Source organism: Phyllobacterium sp. RCAM01083, assembly GCF_055685835.1.
This window is the reverse complement of the sequence record NZ_JBVFZN010000003.1, coordinates 409230-426693: the sequence shown is the minus strand read 5'-3', so window position 1 is coordinate 426693 and position 17464 is coordinate 409230. Positions and strand designations below refer to the sequence as shown.

15 protein-coding genes are annotated in these 17464 nt (G+C 59.3%); 3 read left to right on the top strand and 12 right to left on the bottom strand.

The genetic code is table 11. The features are described from left to right. Nucleotides 1-22: 22 nt before the first annotated feature. Nucleotides 23-1006 carry a helix-turn-helix transcriptional regulator gene (locus ACZ25R_RS03530; RefSeq protein ID WP_472460060.1) on the bottom strand — a complete coding sequence of 328 codons (984 nt, stop codon included), beginning with the start codon at nt 1004-1006 and terminating at the stop codon, nt 23-25. Between the two features lie 314 nt (nt 1007-1320). Between ACZ25R_RS03530 and ACZ25R_RS03525 the strand changes: the two genes are divergently transcribed. Next, nucleotides 1321-2688, top strand: a complete 1368-nt coding sequence (locus ACZ25R_RS03525; RefSeq protein WP_472460059.1) for a dicarboxylate/amino acid:cation symporter — start codon at nt 1321-1323, stop codon at nt 2686-2688. A gap of 322 nt (nt 2689-3010) precedes the next feature. After that, nucleotides 3011-3715, top strand: coding sequence for a L,D-transpeptidase (locus tag ACZ25R_RS03520; RefSeq protein WP_472460143.1), 705 nt, complete (start codon nt 3011-3013; stop codon nt 3713-3715). A 97-nt stretch (nt 3716-3812) separates the two neighbouring features. On the opposite strand, the gene ACZ25R_RS03515 is transcribed toward ACZ25R_RS03520, so the two are convergent. From ACZ25R_RS03515 to ACZ25R_RS03485, 7 genes are all read right to left on the bottom strand, one after another. After that, nucleotides 3813-4712 (bottom strand): recombinase family protein, encoded by a 900-nt coding sequence (locus ACZ25R_RS03515; protein WP_472460058.1) that lies wholly within the window; start codon nt 4710-4712, stop codon nt 3813-3815. A gap of 525 nt (nt 4713-5237) precedes the next feature. Further along, nucleotides 5238-7094 (bottom strand): ABC transporter ATP-binding protein, encoded by a 1857-nt coding sequence (locus tag ACZ25R_RS03510; protein WP_472460057.1) that lies wholly within the window; start codon nt 7092-7094, stop codon nt 5238-5240. Between the two features lie 4 nt (nt 7095-7098). After that, the gene (locus ACZ25R_RS03505; protein ID WP_472460056.1) at nt 7099-8880 is read right to left on the bottom strand and encodes a gamma-glutamyltransferase family protein; all 1782 of its coding nucleotides are present in this window, start codon (nt 8878-8880) and stop codon (nt 7099-7101) included. A 19-nt stretch (nt 8881-8899) separates the two neighbouring features. After that, the gene (locus ACZ25R_RS03500) at nt 8900-9769 is read right to left on the bottom strand and encodes an ABC transporter permease (protein ID WP_472460142.1); all 870 of its coding nucleotides are present in this window, start codon (nt 9767-9769) and stop codon (nt 8900-8902) included. Nucleotides 9770-9771: 2 nt separating this feature from the next. Beyond that, on the bottom strand, nt 9772-10719 hold the full coding sequence (locus ACZ25R_RS03495) for an ABC transporter permease (protein WP_464664769.1): 948 nt from the start codon (nt 10717-10719) through the stop codon (nt 9772-9774). A gap of 72 nt (nt 10720-10791) precedes the next feature. Beyond that, the gene (locus tag ACZ25R_RS03490; RefSeq protein ID WP_472460055.1) at nt 10792-12297 is read right to left on the bottom strand and encodes an ABC transporter substrate-binding protein; all 1506 of its coding nucleotides are present in this window, start codon (nt 12295-12297) and stop codon (nt 10792-10794) included. A gap of 108 nt (nt 12298-12405) precedes the next feature. Continuing rightward, a complete protein-coding gene (locus tag ACZ25R_RS03485; RefSeq protein WP_472460054.1) occupies nt 12406-13128 on the bottom strand; it encodes a FadR/GntR family transcriptional regulator in 723 nt (240 codons plus the stop codon). 259 nt (nt 13129-13387) lie between these two features. Here ACZ25R_RS03485 and ACZ25R_RS03480 point away from each other — a divergent pair, with 259 nt between their 5' ends. Next, on the top strand, nt 13388-13654 hold the full coding sequence (locus ACZ25R_RS03480) for a HigA family addiction module antitoxin (protein ID WP_223614676.1): 267 nt from the start codon (nt 13388-13390) through the stop codon (nt 13652-13654). 16 nt (nt 13655-13670) lie between these two features. On the opposite strand, the gene ACZ25R_RS03475 is transcribed toward ACZ25R_RS03480, so the two are convergent. The 4 genes from ACZ25R_RS03475 to ACZ25R_RS03460 form a co-directional block, all read right to left on the bottom strand. Next, complete coding sequence (locus tag ACZ25R_RS03475; protein ID WP_472460053.1) at nt 13671-14360, bottom strand: nitroreductase family protein; 690 nt, start codon at nt 14358-14360, stop codon at nt 13671-13673. 88 nt (nt 14361-14448) lie between these two features. Further along, complete coding sequence (locus tag ACZ25R_RS03470; RefSeq protein ID WP_472460052.1) at nt 14449-15111, bottom strand: GntR family transcriptional regulator; 663 nt, start codon at nt 15109-15111, stop codon at nt 14449-14451. Nucleotides 15112-15177: 66 nt separating this feature from the next. Next, complete coding sequence (locus tag ACZ25R_RS03465; RefSeq protein WP_464664774.1) at nt 15178-15807, bottom strand: DedA family protein; 630 nt, start codon at nt 15805-15807, stop codon at nt 15178-15180. Between the two features lie 183 nt (nt 15808-15990). Beyond that, entirely contained in the window at nt 15991-17439 is a 1449-nt protein-coding gene (locus ACZ25R_RS03460; protein WP_472460051.1) for a M20 family metallopeptidase, read from the bottom strand. Nucleotides 17440-17464: the final 25 nt, after the last annotated feature.

Genomic DNA, 17464 nt, shown 5'->3' with positions numbered 1-17464 from the left:
GAAAATGGACTGGTGATGAAAATCAAACGGGCGTGGCTCTTTCCGCTCCGGCGCGGAGATGAGCGCGGAGGTCGATGGACGGCTTCTGTCCGTAAATTTCGCGATAGGTGGCGGCGAAGCGCGCCGGGTTTGAAAACTGCAGACTGCTCGCGACATCAGTGACGGTTCTCGCCTTGCCCATCTTGATCAGGTCATGCGCCTCTGCGATGCGGTAATGCGACAGAATTTGGATTGGCGTTGCGTCACGGAAATGCCGGAATATTCGCTGCAGTGTTCGCGTACTGCACCCCGCGGCACCCGCGATATGATCGACCGTTACCGGAACGTAGAGATTGTTTCGGATGAATTCCTCGGCACGGCGAAGCTGTCTTGGGCATGGCTGCCGTGTGGAAGGATCGCCATGGCAAAGATTGTGCGGCGCTGAGGCGTAGAGCTGCGCCATCAGCAATTGCTCGTAGCTCATGACCAGCGGCGGCGTCTCGCCCTCCCCTTTCCTGAAAAGCAGAAGATTGAGCGTGCGGTACAGGCTGGATACGGCGTGCCTGCGGAAATCGGCGACAGCCGCAAACCGCGGCTCATGAAAGCAGAATTGTCCCGACCACAGGCCAAACTGATTGCGCAACAGGGAAAGTGGAATCTGGAATGCGAGCCAACGACACCCCTTGGTCATTTTGAGCGAAGCGGCAGGGTCGTTGATGATGGCTCCGGTGCAGCCGTCCGGGATGAGCGACGCGAGGCGCGATCTGGTGTTGCCGCATTCGATCACACCGCTGAGCACAAAGACATAAAGGAGGTGGTCTGCCTTTCCGTCCGAAACGATTTCCATCGGATGGGAGGCCGAACCTTTCAGGACCTGTGTCTCATTGAGGCGGTAGATCTCGTCCAGGGGTAAACGAGGAAATATTGCGGGTCTCTCGGCAACCGGTGTTCCCGTGGCGGGCATTTGTGCCGGAGGATGGGACAGGCGGTCGCGAGCAGGATTGTCATTCCGAATTGTATCGAACATTGCTTCAATCCTTGAAAAACAGATGGTGATTGAAATCGATGCGCCAGACAAAATACAATTTTAAATAGAATATATTTTATACGTAATTTTAGGTTGTATTGATAGCTAGGGATCGCTGTCGCGTAAATGCAACTTTAGTACAAGGGAATTATTTGCCATGAATCGCGCTGTTTCTGGAAAGAAACAGTTGAAGAGCACCTGAATTCAGGAACTGATTGTTCTGCGGGCGCGTTGATTGATGATAGGTTGGCGCCCTTTGCAGGAGTCGCCGAGGCGACCCAATTCCTTGTGTTCCCCTTAGCGAGATAGTTGAAATGAGCAAGCCATCTTCTGGTCCTATACCGGCCGGTCCAAAGCCCTTTTACCGTTCGTTTGGTTTTCAGGTTATTGCCGCGATGATCGTCGGGCTCCTGCTCGGCCTCGTCGCCCGTAATCTTGGCCCCGATGCGGCAGGCAATCCGAATTGGCTCAGCGTAACGCTGCAGACCGTCGGATCAATCTTCGTGCAACTCCTGCGGGCACTGGTTCCGGCGCTGATTTTCACCGCGATCGTGGCGAGCATCAGCAACCTGCGCGCCCTCAACAATGCAGCCGCTCTTGTCTGGCAAACACTGCTGTGGTTCGCCATTACGGCGCTCGTGTCGGTGGTGATCGGCATTGCGCTTGGACTTGTTATCCAGCCCGGAATCAATTCCAGCGTCCTTGCCTCTGCCGCATCCGTTCCGTCGTCGACCGGCTCGTGGCTCGATTTCCTGAAAGGGCTCGTTCCTGCCAACATGCTCGGTCTGCAGGCGTCGACCAAAGTGACCGGCGGTTCGGCGAGCACGTATCTGTCTTTCAACGTGCTGCAGATTGTCATCATCTCCATTGTGGTTGGAGTCGCGGCGCTGCGCGTCGGATCGGTGGCGGAGCCGTTCCTTGATTTCAATCGCGCGCTGCTGGCTGTGGTGCGGAAGATTCTCTGGTGGGTGATCCGCTTGACGCCAATCGGAACGATCGGGCTTCTCGGCACGGCCGTGGCGCAGTATGGCTGGGAAACGCTGGCACAGTTGGGCTGGTTTTCCGCTGCGGTCTACATCGGTCTTGGACTGGTGCTTTTTGTGGTCTATCCGATCGTGCTTCTGGCCAATGGTCTCAATCCGGCCCGGTTTTTCGCGGGAGCCTGGCCGGCGATCCAGCTTGGTTTTGTCTCCCGCTCATCGATCGGAACCCTGCCGGTGACCGAAGCCGTGACGGAAGGCAATCTCGGGGTGCCGCGGGAGTATGCGGCGTTTGCCGTGCCGCTGGGAGCGACGACGAAAATGGATGGCTGCGCCGCCATCTATCCGGCTATCGCCGCGATCTTCGTCGCCCAGTTCTACAACGTACCGCTGGGTGTTCAGGAATATCTTCTGATCGCCTTTGTATCGGTCATCGGCTCCGCCGCGACCGCCGGGCTGACCGGCGCGATTGTCATGCTGACATTGACGCTCTCCACGCTGGGTTTGCCCTTGCAGGGTGTCGGGCTTTTGCTGGCGGTCGATCCGATTTTGGATATGGGCCGCACGGCGGTGAATGTTGCGGGGCAGGCACTGATTCCGACGATCGTCGCCAAGCGACAGGGAATTCTCGATCAGGACCGTTATGACAGCACGACGACGATTGACGTCATTGATCCTGCTGCCGTGCCCGCTGCAGCCTGAGGATATCTGCAATTTGATAAAGCGCGGCAGCGATGCCGCGCTTTTTTTTGGCGTTGACAGCTGTCAACTGCCTCCCGATTCGGGGGTAACGGTTGGACAGCGCATGGTTGTGAACGCGCACCGACCATACCAGTTGCAGGGTGATTCTGGAATCAGTTGACAGCTGTCAACCCGTTGAATCCCTACACGCGCGCCTTATGGTTAAAATACATCGCGGGCGATTCACTCTTTGTAAACCACACTTCCATAGAGTTTTACGCAATTGCCACAGTTGTAAGCGAGTACCGAGTTGTCCAAGCGTAATCAGGCAGTCAACCATAGTCTGCACACTACCGCCATCTCCCGGCGCCATCTCTTGCTGGGCGCAGGCTCCCTCGCAGTTCTCGGCGTATCCGGATGCTCGCAGACATTCGAGCTTCCCGACATGAGCGTTGACACCATGTCGACCGGCAGTATTCGGCCGCAGATCAGCGTGGATAAATCCATCACGGTTCCCGACGTCATGTACGCCGCCGTGCAGGAGGGGCCATATTCGCTCCCGGCGATTCCCTATCAGAAGGTTCCAGCCGAGTTCCGGCGGCAGATCGTCGTTGACCCGACAGGCGAGCAGCCGGGGACAATCGTCGTGCGCTTGCAGGAGCGTTTCCTCTATCTGGTGCAGCCGGGCGGTGATGCCATCCGCTACGGCGTTGGCATCGGTAAGGCCGGGTTCCTGTGGAGCGGCCGCGCCAACATCCAGTACAAGAAGGAATGGCCGCGCTGGACGCCGCCGCGCGAGATGATCCAGCGCAAGCCTGAACTGGTGAAATTCGAAAACGGCATGGAACCGGGACCGCAGAATCCGCTGGGGGCGCGTGCGCTCTACATCTACAAGGATGGTGTCGATACAGGCTATCGCATCCATGGCTCGCCGGAATGGTGGTCGATCGGAAAGTCCATGTCATCCGGCTGCGTGCGTCTCATCAATCAGGATATTATCGATCTCTATAGTCGCGTGCCTGGCAAAGCCACGGTTGTCGTGGGGTAGGGGAAACACCCAGGAATCATTGCAGAACTGGATATCGGGCCGGGACCTATCGTCTCCGGCCTGATTGCTTTCATGGGCATGCCTGTGCGCATGGGGTTCAGACGCGGATGAGCCCGAGCTTGCGTGCTCTGTCCATGAGGTTCTTGACCGATGATGCCGCCCAGCGAGCTGCGCCGCGCGGCGTCCGCTCGTGCATGGCTTCAAGCTGACCGGCGATATCGCGCAAGGTCAAATCCGGGTTGGCATTGGCAATGCCGGTCACCAGCATCATCAGCCGATCCTCCGGCGTGCGGCGAGGGGAGGGGGCTATCAGGCGCGCATCCGCAAGCCCCTCATTGACCAGCAGTCGTACCGAACGGCGCAAGCGGTCGGCATTCCAGATTTGTCCGGTCTGATGGCGCAGGCTGCGAGCCACCTCGTCCCAGGGGTATTCGGGACGCATGCGCCGCACGATGGGCAGCCAGGATGACATCCCAGCCGTCAGGTCCGCCAGATGGCCACGCCTGCGCGCCGCGGAGAGCTTTGCCAATGCCTCGGGCTGCTTCTCACGCAGGCCGGGATTGCCGGGAAGCCTGCCCCGCGCACGGGCGGCATTGATCCCCGCCTTGGTACGTTCGGAAATCAGGGCGCGTTCCAGCTGGGCCACGGCGCCGAGAACCTGCAGGGAAAACATGCCTTGCGGCGTCGAGGTATCGATGGGGTCATGCAGCGACCGGAAATGCGCACCCTTTTCCTCCAGCTGTTCGATGACAGTCAGGAGATGACTGACGGACCGGGCCAGCCGGTCGAGGCGTACCACGACCAGCACGTCACCGCGGTTGATCTCCCGCAGGAGGCGGGCGAGGACGGGACGAGCGCGCGATGCACCCGAGCCATGCTCTTCGAAGATGGTGCCGCAGCCCGCGGCCCTCAATTCCAGAAGCTGGGCATCATTGGCCTGTTCTTCCGTCGAGACGCGGGCGTAGCCAATCAAGATGGGTCTGGGTGCTGCGGTCATGGTCGCGATCCTAGCAACCGTCCAGCAACTTGCAATGCCAGACGAGGGGATTGGGCGGTACTCCCATCCGCAAATAGGAGTGCCGGGAGGCCCTCATGATGGGCGCCGGGGCATGCCACCCATGGAAGGGGAGGGGGGGGAAAGGCAAATAACTTATCCACGTACAGTCCGGATCTGCTATAATTCTTGCTGGATAGGCCGCCAAGAGCGCCGTGCTAGTCCATCATGCAGAAATTAAATCTGCTTTGCCTGCACTTTTGATAATATTATTCAATAAATACAATGATATTCGTTCAAATCGCATCTATAGTATCATGCGCATTCCGGAGTATGACAGCTCTCGCTTTGGCTACATATTCTCATGGTTTGACGCGTCTTCAAACAGTTTTTCGACAAGGTTGGCCCGATACTGAAATCGAGTCCCTGCAGAGGCCTTCTTGAAGGATAGATGAGTCAGTTTGGGTCGTTGCACCGATTTTGACGCGAGTACAGCATGGCGACGGGGGCACGAGGCAAGACATCCGCTCACCGCTGAACAAAATGGCCTTTCGTCACTTCCACATAGTCACGCTGCGGTACTTTGTAGCCGACCGGGCGCACCGGACTTTTCAACTCACTGATTACGGTGTTGCGTTTGATGGCCCGCCGCGCCGGATCAGGCACGGGAACGGCATTCATCAGTGTCTTCGTATAGGCGTGTTGGGGATTATCGAAAACCGCCGCGCGCGGCCCGATCTCGACAATCTCGCCGAGATACATGACGGCCACGCGGTGGCTCACCCGTTCGACGACCGCCATGTCATGCGAAATAAACAGGAATGACAGGTTGAAATCCTGCTGCAGGTCGAGGAGCAGATTGACCACCTGCGCCTTGATCGACACGTCGAGCGCGGAAACGGATTCGTCCGCAACGATGACCTTGGGGTCGAGCGAAAGTGCCCGGGCAATGGCAATGCGCTGGCGCTGCCCGCCGGAAAATTCGTGCGGATAGCGGGAGAACATGTCGGCGGACAGGCCAACGCGCTCAAGCAGATCCACGGCTTTCTCGCGGGCCTGTTTCTGGGTTCCCAGCCGATGGACGATGAACGGCTCTGCGATGGTCGCGCCGACGCTCATGCGCGGGTTGAGGCTGGCGAAGGGATCCTGAAAGATCATCTGGATGCTCTTGCGCATGGTGCGCAGGGCGATCTGGTCAAGGTTGAGGACATTGGTACCGTCGAGGATCACCTCGCCGCTGTTGGGCTGCACGAGACGGGTGATGGACCGGCCGGTGGTCGACTTCCCGCAACCGGATTCGCCGACAAGGGACAGTGTCTCGCCCTGGAACAGGTCAAATGACACGTTCTCGACCGCGTGAACCGCGCCGGTCTTGCGCGAGAACAAGCCTGAACGGATATCGAAACGGGTGGTCAGGTTCCTGACTTCAAGGATCGGCGTTTTGCGCTTGTCGACCGTATCGGCCACCGGGGCTGGAACGGTGGTCTCACCGGTTTGAATGTCGACAATAGGGAAGCGCAGTGGCCAGTGCTGCCCTTTCATTGAACCGAGGCGAGGCACGGCTGAAAGCAGCGCCCGCGTATAGGGATGCTTGCCGCGATGGAAGATATCGGCGGTGAGGCCGCTCTCGACCGCTTCGCCGCGATACATCACAATGGTGCGATCGGAGATTTCGGCGACCACACCCATATCATGGGTGATGAAGAGGACCGCCATGCCTTCCTCTTCCTGCAGGACCTTGATCAGATCGAGAATCTGTCCCTGGATCGTCACATCGAGGGCCGTTGTCGGTTCGTCGGCAATGAGGAGCTTCGGGCGGCTCGCAAGCGCCATCGCAATCATGACCCGCTGGCGCATCCCGCCGGAGAACTGGTGCGGATATTCGTCGAAGCGCGCTGCGGCATTGGGAATGCGGACCTTTTCCAGCAGGCGTATCGTTTCGGCCCGCGCCTCCGCCGGTGTCATCGCGCGGTGACAGGTCAAGGCTTCCGAGATCTGCCGCCCGATGGTGAAAATCGGATTGAGGCTGGTCATCGGCTCCTGAAAGATCATCGCAACATCGTTGCCGCGGATATCGCGCATCTGCCGGTCGGAGCGTGAAAGAAGGTTCTTGCCGTTGAGAACGATATTGCCTTCGATGCGGCTGGTTGCCTTTGCCAGCAGACGCATGACGGAGAGCGATGTAACGCTTTTCCCGGAACCGGATTCACCGACAATGGCGACGGTCTCGCCCGGCATGACCTCGAAGGACACGTCGCGCACCACGCTTTTCCAACTGCCGTCGACGAGGAAGGATGTGGTGAGCCCTTCGACAGACAGCACCGGTTTGGCTGTCTCTCCGGAAGAGTGGTTGGTTGAAGGAGCCGTCACAGGGTTCACCGTCATCCTGTCAGCGTCCTGCCGCATAGGCCTGCATCAGGCGCGGGGTGGCAGCGGCACGCAACAGCCCGTCCGCTTCGCGTTTCGCCGCGGTCAGACGGCCCACGGTCCACGGGTCTGCGGGGGTGATCAGGTGGCCCTTCTGCTTGAGTGCGTTCAACGCATCTGTTCCGATACTGGTCTCGATGGTGATGTTTCCAGGCTCGCTCGTGCGCGGATAGAAGGAGCTTGGGAAATGCGCCGTGTGGAACAATGACTGGTCGATTGCTTCCTGCAGGTTCAGGCCGTGATGGATGTGGCGCAAGAAGAACGGCAGCTGCCATTGGTCCTGCTGGTCGCCGCCGGGGGTGCCGAAAGCCATGGCCGGCCGTCCTTCGAAAAGGGCGATGGTGGGGGTAAGCGTCGTGCGGGGGCGCTTGCCGGGCGCAAGCGATGTCGGCAGGCCCTCCCGCAGCCAGAACATCTGCGCGCGCGAGTTGAGACAGAAGCCGAGACCGGGAATGATGGGCGAAGATTGCAGCCAGCCGCCGGACGGGGTGACGGAGACCAGATTGCCCTCGCGGTCGATCACGTCGATATGGACCGTATCCCCGCGCTTTTCCGACAGGTGCGCCATGGTCGGCTCATAGACAACGCCGCCGCCCATGCCTTTCAACATATGCATGGTCAGGTCATACTGCGCGTCAAAGCCGGGTATCCTGCCGGGTTGAAGCGTGCGGGAGGCTTCTCCCGTGATCAGCTTGCGGCGTTCATCCGTGTAGGCATCAGACAGAAGATGGTCTATCGGCACATCGGCATGCTTTGGATCGCCGTAGTAGACTTCCCGGTCCGCATAGGCGAGTTTCATTGCCTCGACCACCGTGTGCACGAACTCCGCGCCGTTTGGGTCCATGGCCGCAATGTCAAAGCCTTTCAGCAGCGCAAGCGATTGCAGCAGGGCGGGTCCCTGGCCCCATGGGCCTGTCTTGGCAACGGTCCAGCCGTGGTAATCGTAGGTTTGCGGTGCTTCAATCGTTGCGTGCCAGTTCGCCATGTCGTCAGCGGTCAGGACTCCCCTGTGGCGACTGCCGCTGGCATCCATGACTTCGGCGCTGTGCAGATAGTCTGCAATATGCTCGGCAACGAAGCCGCGATAAAACGCATCGCGCGCTGCCTCGATCTGGCTTTCGCGTTCCTTCCTGCTTTCGGCTTCGGCAATGATGCGTTTCCAGGTTGCTGCAAGGACCGGATTCCTGAAATTGGCGTGCGGCGCCGGTGCCGTGCCGCCCGGCAGCCATGTGGCGAAGGAGGTCGGCCACTCCTTGCGGAAAAACTCGCCCAAACCGCTGATGGTCGCGGCGACACGCGGCAGAACCGGATGACCGTTCTCGGCGTAGTAGATCGCCGGTTCCAGCACGTCCCGTACCGACATCGTGCCATAGTCGCGCAGCATCAGCATCCAGCCATCGAATGCGCCGGGTATGACGGTGGCCAGCAGGCCGTCGCCAGGGATCAGGTCCAGACCCTCGCGCCTGTAATGGTCGATTGTCGCGCCTGCCGGCGCCGGTCCCTGTGCGCAGATGACTTCGACCTTGTTCTTCTTCTTTGAGTAGAAGACTGCCGGCATGTCACCGCCTGCGCCGTTCAGATGCGGCTCCACCACCTGCAGAACCATGCCTGTCGCCACGGCCGCATCAAACGCATTGCCGCCTTTTTCCAGAATGCTCATGCCAACGGCGGTGGCGATCCAGTGGGTCGATGTCACAACGCCAAAGGTTCCAAGAATCTCGGGTCGGGTGGTGAAACGGGTCATTGCATTGTCCTTTCAGATATTATGCTTCGCGCGGATCGAGGGCGTCGCGCAGGCCGTCGCCAAGAAGATTGAAACCGATAACAACGAGAAAGATGGCGGCACCCGGCCACATGGCCATCCAGGGTGCCTGGGAGAGGAAGTTCTTGGCGACATTGAGCATCGAACCCCAGCTGGGCGCGGGGGGCTGCTGCCCAAGTCCGAGGAAGGACAGGCTGGCCTCGGCAATGATGGCGGTCGCGATGGTCAGGCTCGCCTGTACGAGCAGCGGCGAGAACACGTTGGGCAGGATGTAGCGGGTGATGATCCGGTAGTGCCCGAGCCCAACGGAGCGCGCCCCTTCCACATAGTCTTCGGTTTTCACGGTCAGCACCTGTCCGCGGGTCAGCCGGACAAACAGCGGCATGGCGGAAAACCCGATGGCGATCATCGCATTGCCAAGGCTTGGTCCGAGAAAGGCGGCCAGCGCAATGGCCGTGATGAGGAACGGCATGGCAAGGAATGCCTCGGTGATGCGCGAAATGATGATGTCGATCCAGCCGCCGAAATAACCGGATATCAGCCCGAGCGGCACGCCGACGGCAACGGCGATGCCCACGGAGAATACACCGGCCATCAGCGAGGCGCGGGCACCCCAGATCATGCGCGAAAGAATGTCCCGGCCGATATCGTCGGTTCCCAGCCAGTGCGCGGCGGAGGGAGCCTTGCGGATGGCCGACCAGCTGGTGGCAACAGGATCCGCTATGGGCAAGAGCGGCGCCGTGACGGCGAGGACCAGGAAAACGCTGATAATCAGAAGCCCGGCGAGGGCGCTCCTGTTCGCCTTCAGCTTTTTCCATGCACGGTTGCCTGAACGGCTTTGCTGGGGCGATGCCGGTATTGCCTGCTGCATCGTCATAGCGTGGCCCTCATTCTCGGGTTGAGCAGGATGGAGAGCACGTCGGCGACGAGATTCATCAGGATGAAGCCAGCCCCGGTACAAAGGACAACGCCCTGGACAACCGCGTAATCCCGGTTGAAAACCGCATCGACGATCAGTTTGCCGAAACCGGGAATGGTAAAGATCTGTTCCGTCAGCACGGCGCCCGCCAGCAGCTCACCAAAGAGAAGCGCGGTCATGGTGATGATGGGAAGAAGCGCATTGCGGAACGTGTGCCGCAGGATAACGGATCGTTCGGAAACGCCCTTGGCCCGGGCCGTGCGGATGTAATCGGCACTCAGGACCGTCAGCATGGACGACCGGGTGTGGCGCATGAGGGTTGCTGCCAGTGCCAGCCCGAGAACGAAGGCCGGCATGATCATTGTCTGCAGCGACCGCAGCGGGTCCTTGAAGAACGGTTCGTAGCCCGATGCGGGAAGCCAGCCCAGTTTTACCGACACGAGCAGGATGAGCATGATGCCCATCCAGAAATTGGGTACGGACAGGCCGGAGAGCGCGACGACATTGGCGATGTAGTCGACGGCAGTATTCTTCCTGACCGCCGCTATTATTCCGATGGGCACGCCGATGGCCAAGGCGAACGTCATGGCCATGACAGCCAGTTGAATGGTCACCGGCAGCTTTTCGGCAATCAGGGAAAGGACAGGCTGGTTGGTCCGCAGGGATATGCCGAAATCGCCCCTGAGGGCGGAGCCGACCCAATAGAAATACTGGACGATGACTGGGTCGTTCAGGCGGTATTTGGCGCGCAGGAGTTCCAGCACCTGCGGATCGCGTTCTTCACCGGCCATGGCTAGGATCGGGTCGCCCGGCAGCAGCTTTTGCAGCGAGAATGCAAAGATCGATATGATGATCAGTGTCGGTATGGCCAGCAGAAGCCGCTTTCCGATGTAGGTATACATGGGCTGAAAATCCTGACGCATCGCCTGGCGGCGAAGCTGCAGAATATTGTAGCTTCGCTTCAAGCCGTTTCGTTAGCTCTTCTTGACACCCTGCAGGCGGATCATGCCGTCAGGGGAGGGGACAAAGCCTGTGACGTTCTTCTTGAGGGCCCAGATCCATGCCTGATGACCAAGATAGATGATGGGCAGATCGTCATTGAGAATCCGCGCCGCCGCATCGTATTTCTGCTTGCGCGCGGCGTTATCCGTAGAACTGCGGGCCGCGTTGAGAAGGGTGTCCACTTCAGGATTGCAGTACTTGGCATCATTGATGGCACCCTTGCAGGTGACAAACTCGCGCAGATTGCCATCGGGATCAACACGTCCGGACCAATCGGCATGGCCAAACTGGAATTTTCCGGCGGGTAGTTCTGACTGGAGCGTTGCGAACTCCGTTGCCTTCAGTTTGACGTTAAACCCGGCCTCCGCAACCATCGATTGGATAACCTGCATTCTCTGCATGGTCACCGGATTGTTCGGGGTTGCAAATTCTATGTCGAGCGTTGCAAACCCAGCCTCTTTCATCAGGGCCTTGGCCTTTTCGACATCCCGGGCCGGTACAGGAATGTCCTTGTCATACCAGGGGCTGTTGGGCGGGAAGGGCTGGTTCCCGGCAACCGACGTGCCTTCATAAACAACCTGATTGACAGCTTCGCGGTCAATGGCGAGCGAGAAGGCCTGCCGCAACCGCTTGTCCTTGCCGAACGGATTGTCGGCAAGCGGCCCGTTGCCCACATTGGCGATCATGGCCAGATATCCGACACCGATCGCATCGGCATAGGTGAGCTTCGAATCCGCTTTCACCGCCGCAGCGTCCGTGGCGGCGAGCCGTTCCAGCATGTCGAGATCGCCGGACTGCAGGTTGGCGAGACGCACGGTCGAGTCCGGGATCGGCAGGAACGTCACCTTGTCGATGAAGACATTGGCCGCATTCCAGTAGTGCGGAAATTTTTCGAGCACGATGCGATCCTGCTGCACGCGCTCGACAAACTTGAAGGGACCGGAACAGACCGGCTTGCTGCCGAGGTTTGCCCCCAGTTCCGCCGCGGCCTTTGGCGAAACCATCATGCCGCTGCGATCCGACAGCTGGGCAAGCAGGGATGCATCAGGGCTTTTGAGGGTGAACTTGACCTGATAGTCGCCCGTTGCCTCAACACTCTTCACGGAAGACAATTCGCTCTTGCGGCGGGATTCCGGCAATGTCTGCGAGCGCTGGATATTGGCGACGACGGCCGCGGCATTGAACGGCGTCTCGTCGTGGAAAACCACGTCCTTGCGCAGGTTCATGGTCAATTCGGAACCGTCATCGGACCATTTCCAGTCCGTCGCCAGCTGCGGCACGATCTCGAGTGTCGGGCTGACATCGACCAGCTTGTCGCACAGGGCCGTATAGACGATACGGCCGACGAAGGTGCGCGACTGTGCCGGGTCGAGGACATCGGCATCGTCCTGAAGGCCGATACGCAATTCGCTGGCACCCGCAGGCACAGCAATGAGAATACCGGCTAGCAGGCTTACAAGAAGTCTGGTCTTTTGCATTGAAGTTCTCCTCTTTTCATCAGAGCGGTCAAATCCGCTTGTTTGTTCCGTGTTGATGGCCGGTTATCTTCCGGTCCTTATCGCGATGGCGGTCTGTGCTTGCGGCACTTATCCGGGCTGTTTCGTTTCAAATCCGTCCAGCGATGTCAGGCGGATCAGCCATTCCTGCAGCATCAGCAAGTGCTGGCGCATAGCTTCGCCCGCCCTCAGCGGGTCGCGGGATTCGATGGCATCGATGATGGCTAAGTGGTGGTCAAAGGATGTCACCGCGGCGTTGTTGCCGCTGCGCGCGCGCTCACGGATGATCTGCCAGGCTTCATCCTGGCGCACCCGGTTGACCACATCGAAGATGGTCAGAAAAAACTGGTTGCCGGCACTCTGGGCAATTTGCCGATGCAGCGATCCATCCCACAGCTCATGCGAGTCGGCATCCTGGCTTTCGCGCGATTTCAGCGCCAGTTCACGCATGCGGTCGATGTCGGTTTTCTTGGCCCGCATGGCCGCGAGCTGTGCCAGCTGCGGTTCTATCCTCAAGCGGACCTCCATGATTTCCATGAAGTTCGTGCCGGCGATAATGGTATCGACATGCTCGCCCCAGCTATCAGGTTCGCGTCCGGCAAATGTGCCCTGACCCTGCCTGCGCCATATCCGGCCTTCAGCCTCCAGCACTTCCAGTGCCCGCCGGACCGAGCGGCGGCTGACGCCGAGTGATTCCGACAGCGCGCGTTCCGTTGGCAATTTGCCGTCTTTCCCAAATTCGTCGGATGCGAGAAGCCGGCGCAACCGGTCAAGCGCGTAGTTCGAGTTTTCCTGGGACTGGTTGCTTGCCATGCGGTATTGGTCCGGACCAATTGTGATATTGGTTCAGTCGACGGTATTTTTTCGATGACGTCAAGATGGTATTTTGAGCATTTATGTTTCTGCTCAAATTGTGGGCATGCGCGTACGGGCTAACCCTTTGGAATCAGACGTGTTGCGGCTGAAACTTTTGTTCACAACTTGCCACTTTGAAGCCATGTTTTTTACATCGGTCTGACATGAGGCGCTGGTAGGAATCCTTCACCGAAGCGAAACGGAATCGGTGACGAAAATGCGCGCCACAACTGATCAATGGAATCCGCACTGGGCCGTTCATCCCGGCGAGCATCTGGCGGCCTGTATCGGATCGCATGGGCTTTCACGCGAGAGATTCGCCCGGGCCGCCGACATTCCCGTGGAAACCATCGACGCGATCATCGCCGGCCAGCACCCCATCACGCTCGACATCGCCGTGCGCATAGAGCGTTCGCTCGGCATCATGCCGGATCTCTGGTTCATTCTGCAGTCAAAATGGCATCGCCAGCAGAAGGCGTCCTAGCCCGATCTGAATGGGATCATAGAAAAGTGGCGATATCCTCCAGCCGCCGTTTTTCCGTCGCATGCGCCGGAATGGTGGCGCCGGGACTGGGGTAACCTACAACCATCATGATATAGGGCTTGTCCTGTGCGGGGCGCCCGCAAATCTCGTTCAGGAATCCCATGGGGTTGGGCGTGTGGGTCAGCATGGCCAACCCGGCCTTGTGCAGCGCTGCGATGAGAAAGCCGGTTGCTATATTGACCGATTCCGGCACGTAATAATTCTTGCGCAATACCCCGTCGGCAGAGCGGCTCTTTCGCTCGCCAAATATGCAGATAAGCCAGGGAGCGTCTTCGAGAAAGGGTTTGCTGCTGTCGGTTCCCAGCGGTGCCAGGGCTTCGAGCCATTCTTCGCCGGCGCGGCCGGCATAGAAGGCCTGCTCCTCTTCTTCCGCAGCAACGCGAATCTGCCGCTTGATGTCGGGATCGCCGATGACCGCAAAATGCCATGGCTGATGATTGGCGCCATTGGGTGCCGTTCCCGCCGCAAGCAGGCAGCTTTCGATGATATCCCGGGGCACTGGCCTTGTATCGAAATCCCGCACGGTATGACGACGGCGAATTTCCTCGTAGAAATCAAGCGCATTGCGGCGCATGAGGTCGACGGGCAATTCCTGATAGTCCGGCAGGGGAATGGGTTGGTAGGCCGTGGGCTTGGCTTCGCTCATGGTAAAAATCCTCGCATATTGTCCGCTTATATTGTCAGACAATTCTCGCGAAGCAATCCCTCTTCGTGTAGGAGGCAGGCCTTTATTCCTAGTCAGCAGTGAAATGGTCGTCGGTCAGCGACTGTATGAGTGCGCGCGACGCTTCGATATGGTCGAGCATGATGGCCTCGGCGCGTTGCACCTGTCCGTCAAGAATGGCGCTCACCAATGCCTGATGCTGGGCATTGGAGTTCAACACCTCCTGGCGGTGAACCAGCATGCGGAACTGCAGCCAGTAGATGGAGTTGTTGAGGCGTCGCAGGGTTTCCGCCAGAAGCGCATTGCCGGCGCGTGTCACGAACAAGCCGTGAAACTCTTGGTTCAGATCCGAGAATCGCTGCATATCGCCGCCGGAAACCGCATCGTCCAGCTGCATCTGCAAGGTCTGGAGTTTTGCCGGCTCTGCCAGGATGACCGGAGCGGCCAGACGAACCGCCAGGACCTCGAGCGCCCCGCGAACCTGAAACAGTTGATCCACGCCCTTGCGCGACAATTGTCTGACCGTCACCCCGCGATTGGGCTCAAAGGCGAGGAGTCCGTCGGAAGCCAGGCGCTGAAAGGCTTCCCGGACCGTCGACCTCGATACACCGAGGCGCTGGGTGAATTCGCTTTCCGTCAGGCGCTGGCCTGGCGCCAGATTGCCTGAGCGGACGCGCGCGGTAATGGCGGTGACCACGTTTTCAACGGTGGAAGCGTGTGCATGGTCACGCATGGTACGATGTTGCCCTCATGTCGTTGTCTGTACCGAGCCTGTGCCGGAGCGCATCGGGACCAGATCCTAACTTTGGCTGGTGCGGCGCTTTCGGCGAAGGCTGAAAAACAGGATGATCGAGCCCTCGGCAATGAACAAGACGACGGATGCCCAGAAGCCGACATGAATGGGGTCGTAGGGGGTTCCGCGCAGCGCATAGCCAAGGCAGAGAAACGGCGTGTTCCAAAGGAACGTGCCGACCGCTGTGGCCAGGGTGAACGCGCGCGGATCCAGCCGCAGAACGCCAGCCGGCAGCGCGAGGTAAATACGGACGGTGGGAATGACCTGTCCGGTCAACGTTACCCAGAAATGATTGCTGCGGTACGAATTGGTCAACCGCTCGTAGAAGGCAGGTTTGAGGAAAACATAGCGGCCGTAACGTGCGACGATAGCCTTTGCTCGCTCCGGCCCGAGCAGCCATCCTAGGGCAAACCAGCCCAATGCCCCGGCAGCAGAGCCGATTGTCGTGACCAGAATCGCCAGACCCAGGCCGCTGCCATCGGGCACTGTCATTCCCAGAAGCATGAAGAGGACATAGGAGGGGATGACCGGGATGAACTTCTCAAGCAATGCCAGAGACCCAAAACCAACGAGACCAAAGCTCAGGAGTGTCGCGATGGTTGCGGGCGCTTCGGCGGCTATATCGGCTGCAGGCATTCAAGTTCACGATCTTTTATGCCGAGGTCGGCGGTGTAGTGTCTTTCCTCCAACACGGGCCTGTGAAAGGCCCTGTTGCGCCAGAACCTCTACGGCAATTGTCGCATAACTTCCAGAGCAATGTATTGGCGGTGACACGAGGCCACGGAGTGTCCCCGCCAAACAGCCATGGATGGCCGGGTTCTAGGGACGGTCGATCTTCGGCCCGATATGCGCCGGAATCGGGCATTGATAGGGGCGTCCTTCGGTTTTTTCCAGCCACTCCGCCTTAGCCTGGGCCAGAAGGCCGGGATTGAGAATGAGATCAAGGCCGGTCGAAGCCAGGGACTTTGCCGCATGGGCAAAAGCCTTGTGCGCGGCCGGACTCTTGCCCTGCGCCACCACCTGCCAGGTGTGCGGGGCGGTACCGATGGCCCATGCGGGTGCCCAGCACTGCGCGGTCGGCGTGACCCAGCTGACGTCGCCGACGTCGGTCGAACCGGCGCGGAAATGCGATTCGCCTTCAAAGTCGCGCAGCCCGAGATGCAGCGGGCTGGAACCGTCGACCTTGCCGTTGAGGAACACGTCCTTTTTGATCTGATAGAGCCGGACGCTGCTTTTGATGGCCTCCGGTGTCAGCGTGTTCTGTATTTCCTGGGCAAAGGCGACATCCTTGTCGTCAAACGGCACAGGACCAAGATCGACCATATTGGCGTGGATTGCACTTTCGAGGGTGATGTTCGGCAGAAGGTTTGTTGCCGCTCGGTCGAACACGATTTCGACCTCGGTATCCGTCATCATCGCTGCGCCTTTGGCGATCCGGTCAACGCGCGCCGCCAGATCAAGCGCCACAGGCAGTTCCGGCGCGCGCACGAGATAGAGCGCTTCCGTGCGGGATTGAACCACGTTGGCGGCTTTCCCGCCGGCGTCCGTGATGGCGTAGTGGACACGGCAATCCTGCGGCATGTGCTCGCGCAGGAAATTGACGCCGACATTCATCAGTTCCAGCGCATCGAGCGCGCTGCGGCCGAGATGGGCGCCATTGGACGCATGCGCGGCCACACCCTTGAAACGATAGTAGATCTCCAGCACCGCCAGATTGTTGGTGGAACGCACACCGTTGAACGGCGCAGGGTGCCATGTCAGCGCGGTGTCCACATCATCGAAGGCACCGGCGCGGGCCATGAATGTTTTTCCCGAGCCACCCTCTTCGCCGGGGCAGCCGTAATAGCGGATGGTGCCCGGCAGTTTGTTCTCCGCCAGGTGCTTCGCCAGGGCGACTGCGGCCAACATCGAACCGGTGCCGAGCAGATTGTGCCCGCATCCATGCCCCGTGCCCCCGGATTTTTCCGGTTGCTCGGCGGCGACACCCGCCTTCTGGCTCAATCCGGCAAGGGCGTCGAACTCACCGAGAAAGGCGATGACCGGCTTGCCATGACCGGACTCGCCGATAAAGGCGGTTTCGATATCGGCGATCTCCCGCTCAATGCGAAAGCCGTGCTTCTCCAGCATGGCAATCTGCGTCTGCGCAGACTGGTGTTCCGAAAAGCTCAACTCCGCATAGTCCCAGATGGCGTCGCTCATTGCAGCAAATTCAGGCTGCAACCGGTCGACAGTTGCAGCAACGGCTGCAACAGTTTGCTTGGTGGTCATCATGTCTTCCCTTTGGTTGTTCAAT